Origin of the sequence: Phyllobacterium sp. CCNWLW183 (assembly GCF_037203775.1) — a bacterium.
Taxonomy (GTDB): domain Bacteria; phylum Pseudomonadota; class Alphaproteobacteria; order Rhizobiales; family Rhizobiaceae; genus Phyllobacterium; species Phyllobacterium ifriqiyense.
In genome coordinates this window covers 195,303-209,761 of sequence record NZ_JBBCBN010000009.1, presented here as the reverse complement: position 1 = coordinate 209,761, position 14,459 = coordinate 195,303, and the positions used below count along the sequence as shown (strand labels likewise).

15 protein-coding genes are annotated in these 14,459 nt (G+C 54.2%); 1 reads left to right on the top strand and 14 read right to left on the bottom strand.

Translation table 11 applies throughout. From position 1 onward, the window contains the following. The 13 genes from rplP to rpsL all read right to left on the bottom strand — a co-directional run bounded on the left by rplP (position 1) and on the right by rpsL (position 9,027). Positions 1–414 (bottom strand): 50S ribosomal protein L16, encoded by a 414-nt coding sequence (gene rplP, locus V9K95_RS20300; RefSeq protein ID WP_115055391.1) that lies wholly within the window; start codon positions 412–414, stop codon positions 1–3. A 41-nt stretch (positions 415–455) separates the two neighbouring features. Further along, positions 456–1,166: a 30S ribosomal protein S3 gene (gene rpsC, locus V9K95_RS20295; protein WP_115055393.1), complete on the bottom strand. Its 711-nt coding sequence runs from the start codon at positions 1,164–1,166 to the stop codon at positions 456–458. Continuing rightward, on the bottom strand, positions 1,166–1,555 hold the full coding sequence (gene rplV / locus V9K95_RS20290; protein ID WP_336441845.1) for a 50S ribosomal protein L22: 390 nt from the start codon (positions 1,553–1,555) through the stop codon (positions 1,166–1,168). The genes rpsC and rplV overlap by 1 nt, the downstream gene beginning before the upstream one ends. A 2-nt stretch (positions 1,556–1,557) precedes the next feature. Next, positions 1,558–1,836, bottom strand: coding sequence for a 30S ribosomal protein S19 (rpsS, locus tag V9K95_RS20285; protein WP_008124912.1), 279 nt, complete (start codon positions 1,834–1,836; stop codon positions 1,558–1,560). A 15-nt stretch (positions 1,837–1,851) separates the two neighbouring features. Further along, a complete protein-coding gene (gene rplB / locus V9K95_RS20280) occupies positions 1,852–2,685 on the bottom strand; it encodes a 50S ribosomal protein L2 (protein ID WP_008124910.1) in 834 nt (277 codons plus the stop codon). Positions 2,686–2,705: 20 nt separating this feature from the next. Continuing rightward, on the bottom strand, positions 2,706–2,999 hold the full coding sequence (locus tag V9K95_RS20275; RefSeq protein WP_008124907.1) for a 50S ribosomal protein L23: 294 nt from the start codon (positions 2,997–2,999) through the stop codon (positions 2,706–2,708). Next, positions 2,996–3,616 (bottom strand): 50S ribosomal protein L4, encoded by a 621-nt coding sequence (rplD, locus tag V9K95_RS20270; RefSeq protein WP_115055395.1) that lies wholly within the window; start codon positions 3,614–3,616, stop codon positions 2,996–2,998. The genes V9K95_RS20275 and rplD overlap by 4 nt, the downstream gene beginning before the upstream one ends. Continuing rightward, entirely contained in the window at positions 3,616–4,365 is a 750-nt protein-coding gene (gene rplC, locus V9K95_RS20265) for a 50S ribosomal protein L3 (protein ID WP_115055397.1), read from the bottom strand. The genes rplD and rplC overlap by 1 nt, the downstream gene beginning before the upstream one ends. 25 nt (positions 4,366–4,390) lie before the next feature. After that, entirely contained in the window at positions 4,391–4,699 is a 309-nt protein-coding gene (gene rpsJ, locus V9K95_RS20260; protein ID WP_008124902.1) for a 30S ribosomal protein S10, read from the bottom strand. Between the two features lie 63 nt (positions 4,700–4,762). Further along, on the bottom strand, positions 4,763–5,938 hold the full coding sequence (gene tuf / locus V9K95_RS20255; RefSeq protein WP_115055874.1) for an elongation factor Tu: 1,176 nt from the start codon (positions 5,936–5,938) through the stop codon (positions 4,763–4,765). A gap of 65 nt (positions 5,939–6,003) precedes the next feature. Further along, positions 6,004–8,091 (bottom strand): elongation factor G, encoded by a 2,088-nt coding sequence (gene fusA / locus V9K95_RS20250; protein ID WP_336441846.1) that lies wholly within the window; start codon positions 8,089–8,091, stop codon positions 6,004–6,006. Positions 8,092–8,124: 33 nt separating this feature from the next. After that, the gene (rpsG, locus tag V9K95_RS20245; protein WP_008121762.1) at positions 8,125–8,595 is read right to left on the bottom strand and encodes a 30S ribosomal protein S7; all 471 of its coding nucleotides are present in this window, start codon (positions 8,593–8,595) and stop codon (positions 8,125–8,127) included. Positions 8,596–8,655: 60 nt separating this feature from the next. Continuing rightward, complete coding sequence (gene rpsL / locus V9K95_RS20240; protein ID WP_008121760.1) at positions 8,656–9,027, bottom strand: 30S ribosomal protein S12; 372 nt, start codon at positions 9,025–9,027, stop codon at positions 8,656–8,658. A gap of 500 nt (positions 9,028–9,527) precedes the next feature. Here rpsL and V9K95_RS20230 point away from each other — a divergent pair, with 500 nt between their 5' ends. Beyond that, entirely contained in the window at positions 9,528–9,809 is a 282-nt protein-coding gene (locus tag V9K95_RS20230) for a hypothetical protein (protein WP_115055803.1), read from the top strand. A 365-nt stretch (positions 9,810–10,174) separates the two neighbouring features. Here V9K95_RS20230 and rpoC read toward each other — a convergent pair whose 3' ends face one another. Further along, on the bottom strand, positions 10,175–14,383 hold the full coding sequence (gene rpoC, locus V9K95_RS20225) for a DNA-directed RNA polymerase subunit beta' (protein ID WP_115055805.1): 4,209 nt from the start codon (positions 14,381–14,383) through the stop codon (positions 10,175–10,177). Between the last annotated feature and the right edge of the window lie 76 nt (positions 14,384–14,459).

The window sequence follows — 14,459 nt, the reverse complement described above, 5'->3', positions numbered from 1 at the left end:
TTATTCTGCGATGCGCTGAATAAAGCGCGTCTTGACCGAAAGTTTCGCAGCTCCGAGGCGAAGTGCCTCACGGGCGGTTTCTTCCGAAACACCGTCGAGCTCGAACATGATGCGGCCTGGTGCGACACGGGACGCCCAATAATCAACCGAACCCTTACCTTTACCCATGCGGACTTCAGTAGGCTTCGATGTAACTGGCACATCCGGGAAAATCCGGATCCACACGCGACCGGCACGTTTCATGTGACGGGTAATTGCACGGCGAGCGGCCTCGATCTCACGCGCTGTAACGCGGTTCGGCTCGAGGGCCTTCAGGCCGAAAGCACCAAAATTCAGATCCGTGCCGCCCTTCGATGCGCCGTGAATACGGCCCTTGAACTGCTTGCGGAACTTTGTGCGCTTAGGCTGCAGCATTGTTCTCTACTCCAAAATTCTCAGTTACGAAAGACGCTATTTTAAGCGTTTTCGCGACGACGGCCTGAACCCTGATGACTGGCATCGCCTTCAACAGCACGGCGTTCGGAAGCCATTGGGTCATGCTCAAGGATTTCGCCCTTGAATACCCAGACTTTAACACCGCAAATGCCGTAGGCAGTGTGCGCTTCAGCAGTTCCGTAATCGATATCGGCACGAAGGGTATGCAGAGGCACGCGGCCTTCACGGTACCATTCCATACGAGCAATTTCCGCGCCGCCAAGACGACCCGAGCAATTGATACGAATGCCTTCTGCACCAAGACGCATTGCCGACTGAACGGCGCGCTTCATGGCACGGCGGAAAGCGACGCGGCGTTCAAGCTGCTGCGCGATCGACTGAGCAACCAGAACAGCGTCTGTCTCTGGCTTGCGGACTTCGACGATATTGAGCGTTGTATCCGCATTGGTCATTTCTGACAGCTTCTTGCGCAACTTCTCGATATCGGCGCCCTTTTTGCCGATGATCAGACCTGGACGGGCAGCATGGATCGTAACGCGGCACTTCTTGTGCGGACGCTCGATAACTACCTTGGAAATGGCAGCCTGCTTCAACTCATCCATCAGATACTTGCGGATCTTCAGGTCTTCGTGCAGCAGCTTGCCATATTCACCAGTGTTCGCGTACCAACGCGAGTCCCAGGTGCGATTGATGCCCAGGCGGAAACCAATCGGATTAATCTTCTGGCCCATTATGCGGCCTCCCCTTTTTCCTCAGCTTCGCGAACAACGATCGTCAGATGCGAGAATGGCTTCTCGATCCGGCTTGCACGACCGCGGCCACGAACGTGGAAACGCTTCATCACGATTGACTTGCCTACATAGGCTTCAGCAACAACCAGAGTATCAACATCCAGATCATGGTTGTTCTCTGCGTTGGCGATAGCTGATTCGAGAGTCTTTTTCACCGTTCCTGCAATGCGCTTGCGCGAAAATTCCAGATCGGCAAGAGCGGCGTTAACCTTCTTGCCACGGATCAGAGCAGCCACCAGATTGAGCTTCTGAGGGCTGATGCGGAGCGTGCGGGCAACGGCTTTCGCCTCGTTGTCCTTTAGCTGGCGCGAAGCCTTAGCCTTGCCCATCGTTATTTCCTCTTCGCTTTCTTGTCCGCGCCATGACCGTAATAGGTACGCGTCGGAGCGAATTCACCAAACTTGTGTCCGATCATCTCTTCGTTGACCGAAACCGGCACATGCTTGTTACCATTATACACACCGAAGGTCAGACCGACGAACTGTGGCAGGATCGTGGAGCGACGGCTCCAGATCTTGATAACTTCACTGCGACCGCCCTCACGTACCTTCTCAGCTTTCTTGAGAAGATAGCCATCGATGAACGGGCCTTTCCAAACTGAACGAGCCATTTCAGACTACCTCTCTTACTTCTTGCGCTGATGACGCGAACGAGCGATGAACTTGTCCGTCGACTTATTGGAGCGCGTCTTCTTGCCCTTCGTAGGCTTGCCCCACGGAGTAACCGGATGACGTCCACCGGATGTACGGCCTTCACCACCACCATGGGGGTGATCGACCGGGTTCATGGTGACACCACGATTGTGAGGCTTGCGACCGAGCCAACGGCTACGACCTGCTTTACCCAGGTTGATGTTGCCATGGTCGGGGTTCGATACTGCACCAACCGTTGCAAAGCAAGAACCATGTACAAGACGCTGTTCGCCCGAGTTCAGGCGAAGGATCGCCATTCCCTGGTCGCGGCCAACGAGCTGCGCATAAGTTCCAGCCGAACGGGCAATCTGACCGCCCTTGCCTGGCTTCATCTCCACATTGTGGATGATGGTGCCGACTGGCATGGCTGACAATGGCATCGCATTGCCTGGCTTCACGTCTGTCTGTGCGCCGGCAATAACACTGTCGCCAACTGCAAGACGCTGCGGAGCAAGGATGTAGCTCAGCTCACCATCTTCATAGCGGATCAGCGCAATGAATGCGGTCCGGTTCGGATCGTATTCAAGCCGTTCAACCTTTGCAGCCACGTCATGCTTGCGGCGCTTGAAATCAACGAAGCGGTATGTGCGCTTGTGACCGCCACCCTGGAAACGCACGGTAATGCGACCAGTGTTGTTGCGACCACCCTTCGACGACAGACCTTCGGTCAATGCCTTGACAGGCTTGCCCTTGTAAAGCTCCGAACGGTCCACGATGACCAGCTGGCGCTGGCTTGGCGTGGTTGGATTATAATGTTTGAGTGCCATTGTCTTTACTCCACGGCCCCTCAGAGACCAGTCGAAATGTCGATTGACTGGCCTTCGGCCAACGTCACGACTGCTTTCTTGACATCACTCTGGCGTCCGACGATGCCGCGAAAACGCTTCACCTTGCCTTTGCGCACAGAAGTATTGACTGCAGTAACCTTCACGCGGAACAGCGCTTCGACTGCGGCCTTGATTTCCGGCTTCGTCGCCTTCTTGGCTACATTGAAGACAACCTGGTTGTTTTCGGAAACCATGGTCGACTTTTCAGTAATTACCGGGCTGACGATCACGTCATAATGGCGAAGATCGGTCATTTGAAACGCTCCTCGAGTGCTTCAACTGCAGCTTTGGAAAGCACGAGCTTGCCGCGACGCAGAATGTCATAAACATTGATGCCCTGAATTGGTAGAACATCGATGTTCGGGATGTTCGAAGCAGCGCGAGCAAAGTTCGCATCAATCTCGGCACCGCCGATCAGGAGCGCATTCTGCAAGCCAAGCTTGGCGAACTGCGAAACAAGTGTCTTTGTCTTGGCTTCTGTCGCGAGCAGATCATCGATGATGATCAGATCGGATGCCTTGACCTTGGCGGACAGGGCATGACGAAGTGCAAGAGCGCGAACCTTCTTTGGCAGGTCATGGGCATGGCTGTGAACAACCGGTCCATGAGCCTTACCACCGCCGCGGAACTGCGGTGCACGTGCTGAATGGTGACGAGCGCGGCCCGTACCCTTCTGCTTGTACATCTTGGCGCCGGTCCGTGCGATTTCCGAACGGGTCTTTGCCTTATGCGTGCCCTGCTGCTTGCGTGCAAGCTGATAGCGGACCATGCGCTGAAGGATGTCGTCGCGTGGCTCAAGACCGAAAATCTCTTCGGAGAGTTTCAGCTTGCCGGCGTCCGCGCCTTCAAGTGTTGTAATCGTGAGATCCATTATTCGGCCCCCTCAGTTGTCTGCGCTACTTCTGCATCAGACACAGCTGCTGCGGCGTTTGCGGCATCGTCGATCAATGCGCGAAGGCCAGCTGGCTTCGGAGCATTCTCGGGCAGCGCTACCTTGACGGCATCACGCACGAGGATCCATGCACCCTTCGAACCAGGAACAGCACCACGAACCAGAATAAGGCCGCGATCCAGATCAGTCGAAACAACTTCGATGTTCTGGGTGGTGATACGGGTTGAACCCATATGACCGGCCATCTTCTTGCCCTTGAACACTTTACCCGGGTCCTGACGCTGACCGGTAGAACCGTGAGCGCGGTGAGTAACCGAGTTACCGTGTGTTGCGCGGTGACCGCCGAAGTTATGGCGCTTCATTGAACCGGCAAAACCTTTACCGATTGAAGTACCAGTCACATCGACCTTCTGGCCTGCAACATAATGTTCGGCGGTGATCTCGACGCCGACATCTAGAAGATTGTCAGCAGAGACGCGGAATTCCGCTACTTTCGCCTTTGGTTCGACCGAAGCTGTCGCGAAATGACCGCGCAAGCTCTTCGTCGTATTCTTTACCTTGGCCAGACCAACACCGAGCTGAACGGCAGTGTAGCCATTCTTCTCGACTGTACGCTGAGCCACAACCTGGCAGTTCTCCATGCGAAGAACTGTTACCGGCACATGCTCGCCAGCGTCGTTGTAGACGCGAGTCATACCCAGTTTCTGTGCAATTACACCTGAACGCATCGGTTCATCCTTCCGTCCTCAAGCCTTACAGCTTGATCTCGACATCAACACCAGCAGACAGATCGAGCTTCATCAGCGCGTCCACAGTCTGGGGGGTCGGGTCTACGATATCGAGAAGACGCTTATGTGTGCGCATCTCGAACTGCTCGCGGCTCTTCTTGTCGATGTGCGGCGAGCGGTTAACCGTGAACTTCTCGATCCGTGTAGGTAGCGGGATCGGTCCGCGCACATTGGCACCGGTACGCTTGGCAGTCGACACGATTTCCCGCGTCGAATCGTCAAGGATCCGATGATCAAACGCCTTGAGGCGAATGCGGATGTTTTGACCGTTCATTTCATCTTTTCCTTGTTTAGCGGAGACGCCTTATAACAGGCGTCTTCCGCATAAAACCTTAATTTACTCAATGATAGAAGCGACGATGCCAGCACCGACGGTGCGGCCACCTTCACGGATAGCGAAGCGGAGCTTCTCTTCCATGGCGATTGGCACGATCAGCGTCACATCAACCGAGATGTTGTCGCCAGGCATGACCATTTCCGTACCTTCCGGCAAAGTCACTACACCCGTCACGTCAGTCGTGCGGAAGTAGAACTGTGGACGGTAGTTGGAGAAGAATGGCGTATGACGGCCACCTTCGTCCTTCGTCAGAATATAGGCTTCTGCCTTGAACTTCGTGTGCGGCTTGACCGAACCTGGCTTGGCAAGGATCTGACCGCGCTCAACGTCTTCACGGCCAACACCGCGAACCAGTGCACCGATGTTGTCGCCGGCCTGGCCCTGATCGAGCAACTTGCGGAACATTTCAACGCCGGTAACTGTTGTCTTTGTCGTCGGCTTGATGCCGATGATTTCAACTTCTTCACCAACCTTGACGATACCGCGTTCAACGCGGCCAGTCACAACCGTACCACGACCCGAGATCGAGAACACGTCTTCGATCGGCATCAGGAATGGCTGGTCAATAGGACGCTCTGGCGTTGGAATGTACTTGTCAACTTCAGCCATCAGCGCGCGAACTGCGTCTTCGCCGATTTCCTTGTTGCTGTCTTCAAGTGCAGCCAAAGCCGAACCCTTGACGATCGGTACATCGTCGCCCGGGAAATCATACTTGGAAAGAAGCTCACGAACTTCAAGCTCAACCAGTTCGAGCAATTCAGCATCGTCAACCTGATCAACCTTGTTCAGGAACACGACGATCGCTGGAACGCCAACCTGACGGGCAAGCAGAATGTGCTCGCGGGTCTGGGGCATCGGGCCGTCAGCGGCAGACACAACCAGAATAGCGCCATCCATCTGCGCAGCGCCGGTGATCATGTTCTTCACATAGTCGGCGTGGCCAGGGCAATCAACGTGTGCATAGTGACGCGCAGGCGTCTCATACTCAACGTGTGCCGTCGAAATGGTGATGCCGCGTGCCTTCTCTTCCGGTGCAGCGTCAATCTGGTCATACGCCTTGTACTCACCAAAATACTTCGTAATCGCTGCCGTCAACGACGTCTTGCCATGGTCAACGTGACCAATCGTGCCGATGTTTACGTGCGGCTTATTACGTTCAAACTTGCTCTTAGCCATCTGAGCTCTCCGTTATATGTTCGCCTGCTCAGGCTTAACTTCAACTGTCACGCGCAACCTTATGGTTACGCAAACTTCTTCTGAATTTCCTGCGCGACTGCTGCCGGGACAGGTTCGTAGTGGTCGAACTGCATGGTGTACTGTGCACGGCCCTGGCTCATCGAACGCAGATTGCTCACATAACCAAACATGTTGGCCAGTGGGACGTTTGCGTTGACAACAGTGGCAATACCACGCGCTTCGGTACCCGAGATCTGACCACGACGTGAATTCAGATCGCCAATTACGTCACCGACGTAATCTTCAGGCGTAACAACCTCGACCTTCATGATCGGCTCAAGAAGCTGGGCACCAGCTTTCTGTGCACCTTCGCGGAATGCAGCGCGAGCTGCGATTTCGAAGGCGAGAACCGAGGAGTCGACATCATGGTAGGCACCGTCGATCAGCGTGGCTTTCACGCCGAGCATCGGGAAGCCTGCGAGCGGACCCGCACCCATAACACTTTCAATGCCCTTCTGTACGCCTGGAATGTATTCCTTTGGTACAGCACCACCGACGATCTTCGATTCGAAGATGAAATCATCACCTTCATGCGGCTCGAAGATAACCTTGATGCGAGCGAACTGGCCCGAACCACCGGACTGCTTCTTATGCGTGTAGTCGATTTCAGCCTTGCGGGTGATCGATTCACGATAAGCAACCTGTGGGTTACCAATGTTTGCTTCAACCTTGAACTCGCGACGCATACGGTCAACGAGAATGTCGAGATGAAGCTCGCCCATGCCGGCGATGATTGTCTGACCGGATTCTTCATCCGTCTTGACGCGGAATGAAGGATCTTCAGCTGCCAGGCGGTTGAGCGCGAGGCCCATCTTTTCCTGGTCGGCCTTGGTCTTTGGTTCGATCGAAATCTCGATGACCGGATCCGGGAAGATCATGCGTTCAAGAATTACCGGCTTCAGAGGATCGCAAAGCGTATCACCTGTTGTCGTTTCCTTGAGGCCAGCAAGAGCAACGATATCGCCAGCAAAGGCTTCTTCGATGTCTTCGCGGGAATTGGAGTGCATCTGCAACATACGGCCGATACGCTCACGCTTCAGCTTAACAGTATTGTCAAGCGAAATGCCCTTGGTCAGCTTGCCGGAATAGATGCGGCAGAATGTCAGCGAACCAACGAACGGATCGTTCATGATCTTGAACGCGAGCATTGACAGTGGCTCTTCGTCCGAGGACTTGCGAACTGTTTCCGCATCGGTCTTCGGGTCGAGGCCCTTGATCGAAGGAACATCAACAGGCGAAGGCAAGAAGTCAACAACACCGTCGAGCAGAGGCTGTACGCCCTTGTTCTTGAATGCCGAACCACAGAATACCGGATGGAATTCAACGCGGCATGTACCGATACGGATCAGTTCACGCAGCTTGTCATTGTCTGGCATATTGCCTTCGAGGTAAGCCTCGGTAGCAGCTTCGTCGACTTCAACAGCGGTTTCGATGAGCTTTTCGCGGAATTCTTCAGCACGATCCTTAAGATCGGCAGGAATTTCAACGACATCCCATTCAGCACCGAGCTGTTCGTCGCGCCATACAAGTGCCTTCATCTCGATCAGATCGATAACGCCCTTGAACTCTGTCTCAGCGCCGATTGGCAGCTGCATGACGAGTGCCTTGGCACCAAGACGTGTCTTGACCATATCAACGCAGCGATAGAAATCGGCGCCGGTCTTGTCCATCTTGTTGACGAAGATCATGCGTGGAACGTGATACTTCTCAGCCTGACGCCATACGGTTTCAGTCTGTGGCTCTACACCGGCGTTTGCATCGAGAAGTGCAATCGCACCATCGAGCACGCGCAGAGAGCGCTCTACTTCAATCGTGAAGTCAACGTGACCAGGCGTATCGATGATGTTGAAGCGACGCTTCTTGCCATCACGGCCAGTCCAGTAAGTCGTGGTTGCAGCGGAAGTGATCGTGATACCACGCTCCTGCTCCTGCTCCATCCAGTCCATCGTAGCGGCGCCGTCATGGACTTCACCGATTTTGTGCGACTTGCCGGTGTAATAAAGAATACGCTCGGTCGTCGTTGTCTTGCCGGCGTCGATGTGCGCCATGATACCGAAGTTACGGTAGTCTTCGATTTTATATTCGCGGGCCATGATCTGGTGCCTCTAAGAATAGGGTTTCGACGATTACCAGCGGTAATGCGAGAATGCGCGGTTGGCTTCTGCCATGCGATGCGTGTCTTCACGCTTCTTCACAGCCGAGCCACGGTTGTTTGCAGCATCCAGAAGTTCACCCGACAGGCGATCAACCATTGTCGTCTCGTTGCGACCACGGGCTGCATTGATCAGCCAACGGATTGCAAGAGCCTGACGGCGCTCCGGACGAACATCGACCGGAACCTGGTAAGTCGCACCACCAACGCGGCGCGAACGTACTTCTACGTGTGGCGCTACATTGTCGAGAGCCTGATGGAACAGGGCAACTGGCTCCTGCTTGCTCTTGGCTTCGACTGACTCAAGCGCACCGTAAACGATACGCTCAGCAATCGACTTCTTGCCATGATGCATAACTGCATTCATGAACTTTGTCAGAACGAGATCGCCGAACTTTGGATCCGGGTTAATCTCACGCTTTTCTGCACTATGGCGTCTGGACATATTCTCTGTCTCTTATCTGCATCGGGTTGACCTACCTGGTGGCCAAATTCCCGGAAAATCTTACTTCGGACGCTTTGCACCGTACTTGGAACGGCGCTGCTTACGATTCTTGACGCCCTGAGTATCCAGAACACCACGGATGATGTGGTAACGAACACCTGGCAAATCCTTTACACGGCCGCCGCGGATCATCACGACAGAGTGCTCTTGAAGGTTGTGACCCTCACCCGGAATATACCCGATAACTTCGAAGCCGTTGGTCAAACGCACCTTGGCGACCTTACGGAGAGCCGAGTTTGGCTTCTTCGGTGTCGTCGTATAGACGCGAGTGCAAACGCCGCGCTTTTGCGGGTTTTCCTGCAATGCAGGGACTTTATTGCGCTTTACCGGCGCAGTGCGCGGCTTGCGGATCAACTGGTTTACGGTAGGCATTCAACCTTCCCTCTTTGTAATGCGTATCAAAGCGCTAGCGCTTCGGCACAAATCTCGTATCTTCGCCCGTCAGGGCCGTTTCAGCGCCATGCTCATGCACGAATTCGGGCAACTAAACCACCCCAAGGGTGGTTGCCCGAATAAAAGCAGAGGAAGCCATAAGGCCTCATGCGAGCGGCAAATTGCATTTCGTTCGTAAAACGAACCCTGTTTGAGATGAACTCCAGAGCGTGTCGCTCCGAAATGGCCAATCTCACATCGGCTCAGATGGGCTGCTGATACTGGTGTTTCAGCCTTTCGTCAAGCCTGAACCCCCAATATTCTTTGAGCGCACAGCATTTGCTGGCGCTTTTGCATCCCGACGACCGATAGTTTCGTTGAACAATCGTTAATTCAAGTTAAATTTCGTCTTCTTCACAGGGATTCTTGCCGACTCGCATGCCAGACCGACTCGTTACGTCTATTCTGACCGTAGAATCGAAGAATCGGGAATCAAACCAATGCCATCAGACAAGCCTGAACCGAAAATCGTCCATCTCGTCATTGCCGATGTATGGAAAGAGAAGCAGGATGAGCCGCGACAGGTTCATCTACTTCTTATGCGGGACGATTCTGAAGGGCTGGTCGACTTCGCCCTGCAGATTCTCGCCAATGAAGGCTATGATGAAGCAGAGCTACTCGAGATCGGCACCCTCACCGAAGAGCCAACTGAAGAACCCCATCTGTCAGCCTACAAGAATGCCCTGACTGGGCAGATCGCGATGATAGAGTTCAACGAATAGCTGTCACCGGCCGATCTACAGATTTTTTGAAATTCGCACCAGAGCACCACAGTGGGTGTTTGCTTCCGACAACGCAGGTACTGCCGAACAATACAACTGGACACTCTTATTGATTGCGAGCTCATGGGCGTTTCGGGACAATCCTTCAGATCGCCTCCCTGCCCTTTCCGACATATTCCTTCATTATCTCAAACATCGGCAACGTCTCTGAGAGATTTGAAGCATTTTTGCTGAAAAACCGCCGATTTTTGCTGAAGATTTTCCATCGTGAGTAGTAGTTTGGTTGCAGTCGGTTGAAAAGCCCATGAAAAAGGCCGCCTCGGATTTCTCCGGGGCGGCCTTTTGATTTGGTACAGCTAACCAGCTTACTCGGCTGGCTGGCCTGTCATGTCTGTCAGCATCGGGCCAGCTTTCGCGGCGCTTGCTCCAGCTTCCTTGCGGCGCTCGTCGATGATCAACTCGTCGCGAGCTCCGGCAATGCGGCGGATCTGCTTGACCGTTCCGCCTGTACCTGCCGGGATCAAACGTCCAACAATGACGTTCTCCTTCAGGCCCTGCAGAGCATCCATCTTACCGGCAACAGCAGCTTCCGTGAGGACGCGTGTTGTTTCCTGGAAGGACGCTGCCGAGATGAACGACGGTGTCTGCAAAGAAGCCTTGGTGATGCCGAGCAGCACCGGAGTGCCGTAGCCTGGCTTCTTGCCATCTTCTTCAAGACGCTCGTTAATTTCGTCCAGCTCGATCCGGTCAACGTGATCGCCAGCAATAAAGCCGGTGTCACCAGACTCGGTGATTTCGACCTTCTGCAGCATCTGACGGACAATCACTTCGATGTGCTTGTCGTTGATCAGAACGCCCTGCAAGCGATAGACTTCCTGAATTTCATTGACGAGATATGAAGCCAAAGCTTCCACGCCCTTGATCGCCAGAATGTCGTGCGGTGCCGGGTTGCCGTCGAGGATATAATCGCCCTTTTCGATCGCATCGCCATCCTGAAGATGGAAAGGCTTGCCCTTGGGGATCAGATACTCAACAGGCTCTAGAGTCTCGTCGTTCGGTTCGATGACAATGCGGCGCTTGTTCTTATAGTCGCGGCCAAAACGAACCGTACCATCAATCTCAGCGATGATAGCGTGGTCCTTCGGACGACGGGCTTCGAATAGTTCCGCAACGCGTGGAAGACCACCGGTGATGTCCTTGGTCTTGGCGCTTTCCATCGGAATACGCGCAAGAACGTCACCAGCCTTAACGTGCGAGCCTGGCTCGACCGAAAGGATGGATTCCACTGACAGCTGGAAGCGTGCGTCGCCGCCCTTTGCCAGTTTCAGAACCTTGCCTGCCTTGTCCTTGACCACGATTGACGGTTTCAGATCCGAACCACGCGGTGTTGAGCGCCAGTCGATAACCACACGCTTGGTGATACCGGTGGACTCATCCGTCGTTTCCGTAACCGAGAGACCGTCGACCATGTCTTCGAATTCGACGTGACCTTCGACTTCCGTCATGACCGGGCGGGTATAAGGATCCCACTCGGCAACGCGCTGACCGCGCTTAACCGTGTCGCCGTCATCAACATAGATGCGCGAACCATAGGTAACGCGGTGTGTTGCGCGTTCCTTGCCCGTTGCATCCAGGATGACAACTGCCATGTTGCGGCCCATGACAACCAGATGGCCATCGGAGTTACGCACCACGTTGCGGTTGCGGATTTGTACGGTGCCTTCATAACTGGCTTCGAGGAACGACTGATCGACAACCTGCGCTGTACCACCAAGATGGAACGTACGCATGGTCAACTGCGTGCCTGGCTCACCAATGGACTGAGCAGCAATAACACCAACCGCCTCACCCTGGTTGACCGGCGTACCACGGGCAAGATCGCGGCCGTAGCACTTGGCGCAGATACCGCCGCGCGTCTCACAGGTGAGAGCCGAGCGAATGCGAATCGACTGAACACCAGCCTTCTCAATGGCATCGATATCGAACTCGTCGATGATATTGCCACCTGTTACAAGCACGTCGCCTGAAATCGGGTGCAAGATATCTTCAAGCGCGGTACGACCGAGAACGCGCTGGCCAATTGTCGCAACGACCTGACCCGCATCAACGATCGGCTGCATTGTGAGACCGGTTGTGGTGCCACAATCAACAGAGATGACGATGCAATCCTGAGCGACGTCAACCAGACGGCGTGTCAGATAGCCGGAGTTAGCCGTCTTCAATGCAGTATCTGCAAGTCCCTTACGGGCACCGTGGGTCGAGTTGAAGTACTCGTTCACGGTCAGACCTTCCTTGAAGTTCGAAATGATCGGCGTTTCGATGATTTCGCCCGAAGGCTTGGCCATCAGACCGCGCATACCGCCCAGCTGACGCATTTGGTTCGGAGAACCACGAGCGCCGGAGTGCGACATCATATAGATCGAGTTCATCTGCTTCTGGCGACCAGTAACAGGATCAAACTCAACGGCCTTAATGCGGGCCATCATTTCGTCGGCGACCTTCTCGGTGCACTTACCCCAAGCGTCAACAACCTTGTTGTACTTCTCGCCCTGAGTGATCAGGCCGTCATTGTACTGCTGTTCGTATTCGGTCGCCAAAGCTTCGGTTTCAGCAACCAGCTTCGCCTTGGTTTCCGGAATAACCATGTCGTCCTTGCCGAACGAGATACCGGCGCGGCAAGCATGGCTAAAGCCAAGCTGCATGATGCGATCGCAGAAAATGACCGTCTCTTTCTGTCCGCAATGGCGATAAACCGTGTCGATCATCTTGGAGATGTTCTTCTTGGTCATTTCCTGATTGCAGATATCGAAAGGCACATTGTGGTGTTTCGGAAGAAGCTCACCGATGATCATGCGGCCAGGCGTCGTGTCGAAAATCTTCGACGTTGGCTTGCCGTCAGCGTCGATGCTCTTGAAGCGGCCCTTGATCTTCGTGTGAAGAGTGACCGAACCATTGCCGATAGCATGATGAAGTTCGCCCATATCGGCAAACGCCATGCCTTCGCCCGGCTCTTTAACCGCAACGATCGACAGATAGTAAAGGCCGAGAACCATGTCCTGAGACGGTACGATAACCGGCAGACCATTTGCAGGATGCAGGATATTGTTCGTCGACATCATCAGAACGCGGGCTTCAAGCTGCGCTTCCAGCGAAAGCGGTACGTGAACAGCCATCTGGTCACCGTCAAAGTCCGCGTTGAAAGCGGTACAAACGAGCGGATGCAGCTGGATTGCCTTGCCTTCGATCAGGGTGGGTTCGAATGCCTGAATACCAAGACGGTGCAGCGTCGGAGCGCGGTTCAACAGAACCGGATGCTCGCGAATGACCTCATCAAGAATATCCCAGACTTCCGGCTTTTCCTTTTCAACCAGCTTCTTGGCCTGCTTGACGGTTGAGGAATAACCCTTTGCGTCAAGACGGGCGTAGATGAATGGCTTGAACAGTTCGAGCGCCATCTTCTTTGGCAGACCGCACTGGTGAAGCTTGAGTTCAGGACCAGTCACGATAACTGAACGGCCGGAATAATCGACGCGCTTGCCCAGAAGGTTCTGACGGAAGCGGCCCTGCTTGCCCTTGAGCATATCGGACAGCGACTTCAGCGGACGCTTGTTGGCACCGGTGATAACACGGCCACGACGGCCGTTGTCGAACAACGCATCGACCGATTCCTGAAGCATGCGCTTCTCGTTGCGGATGATGATGCCAGGAGCACGCAGTTCGATCAGGCGCTTCAAGCGGTTGTTACGGTTGATTACGCGACGATACAGATCATTAAGATCGGATGTAGCGAAACGTCCGCCATCCAGCGGTACCAGAGGACGAAGATCCGGAGGAATGACCGGAACGATCTTCATGATCATCCATTCCGGACGGTTACCCGACTCCAGGAAGTTTTCGACGATCTTAAGACGCTTCATCAGCTTCTTCTGCTTCAGATCAGACGTTGTTGTCGCCAGATCTTCGCGCAGATCGCCAGCAATCTTTTCCAGATCCATGGAAGCGAGCAGCTCATGAATTGCTTCCGCACCGATCAGCGCAGTGAAGGAATCTTCACCATACTCATCGACAGCAATCATGTATTCTTCTTCCGAAAGAAGCTGGTGCTCCTTCAGTGCAGTCAGGCCTGGCTCGGTCACAATGTAGTTCTCGAAATAGAGAACGCGCTCGATGCCCTTAAGGGTCATATCAAGCAATGTGCCGATACGGCTTGGCAGGGACTTCAGGAACCAGATGTGCGCAACCGGCGCAGCAAGTTCAATATGGCCCATGCGCTCACGGCGAACGCGTGACAGCGTGACTTCCACACCGCACTTTTCGCAGATGATGCCCTTGTATTTCATGCGCTTGTACTTGCCGCACAAGCATTCGTAGTCCTTGATCGGCCCGAAGATCCGAGCACAGAAAAGACCATCCCGCTCCGGCTTAAAGGTGCGGTAGTTGATCGTCTCCGGCTTCTTGATCTCACCGTATGACCAGGACAGAATCTTCTCAGGGCTGGCGATCGAAATCCTGATGGAATCGAATGCCTGCACAGGCGCCTGAGGATTGAAAAGATTCATGACCTCTTGGTTCATGCCGTTTCTCCATGGGGCAAAAAAGTGCCCTCTCCTTGCGATGAATATCCGCCACCGCGGTCCATCTAGATCAAAT

Bases quoted from the DNA above. Each gene is read 5' to 3' on its own strand.
- rpoC (WP_115055805.1), bottom strand. From the start codon at position 14,383: ATGAACCAAGAGGTCATGAATCTTTTCAATCCTCAGGCGCCTGTGCAG.
- rpsJ (WP_008124902.1), bottom strand. From the start codon at position 4,699: ATGAACGGTCAAAACATCCGCATTCGCCTCAAGGCGTTTGATCATCGG.
- rplD (WP_115055395.1), bottom strand. From the start codon at position 3,616: ATGGATCTCACGATTACAACACTTGAAGGCGCGGACGCCGGCAAGCTG.
- rplV (WP_336441845.1), bottom strand. From the start codon at position 1,555: ATGGGCAAGGCTAAGGCTTCGCGCCAGCTAAAGGACAACGAGGCGAAA.
- rpsL (WP_008121760.1), bottom strand. From the start codon at position 9,027: ATGCCTACCGTAAACCAGTTGATCCGCAAGCCGCGCACTGCGCCGGTA.
- rplC (WP_115055397.1), bottom strand. From the start codon at position 4,365: ATGCGTTCAGGTGTAATTGCACAGAAACTGGGTATGACTCGCGTCTAC.
- rpsC (WP_115055393.1), bottom strand. From the start codon at position 1,166: ATGGGCCAGAAGATTAATCCGATTGGTTTCCGCCTGGGCATCAATCGC.
- rplB (WP_008124910.1), bottom strand. From the start codon at position 2,685: ATGGCACTCAAACATTATAATCCAACCACGCCAAGCCAGCGCCAGCTG.
- tuf (WP_115055874.1), bottom strand. From the start codon at position 5,938: ATGGCTAAGAGCAAGTTTGAACGTAATAAGCCGCACGTAAACATCGGC.
- V9K95_RS20275 (WP_008124907.1), bottom strand. From the start codon at position 2,999: ATGACCGATCTTCGCCATTATGACGTGATCGTCAGCCCGGTAATTACT.
- rpsS (WP_008124912.1), bottom strand. From the start codon at position 1,836: ATGGCTCGTTCAGTTTGGAAAGGCCCGTTCATCGATGGCTATCTTCTC.
- fusA (WP_336441846.1), bottom strand. From the start codon at position 8,091: ATGGCCCGCGAATATAAAATCGAAGACTACCGTAACTTCGGTATCATG.
- V9K95_RS20230 (WP_115055803.1), top strand. From the start codon at position 9,528: ATGCCATCAGACAAGCCTGAACCGAAAATCGTCCATCTCGTCATTGCC.
- rplP (WP_115055391.1), bottom strand. From the start codon at position 414: ATGCTGCAGCCTAAGCGCACAAAGTTCCGCAAGCAGTTCAAGGGCCGT.
- rpsG (WP_008121762.1), bottom strand. From the start codon at position 8,595: ATGTCCAGACGCCATAGTGCAGAAAAGCGTGAGATTAACCCGGATCCA.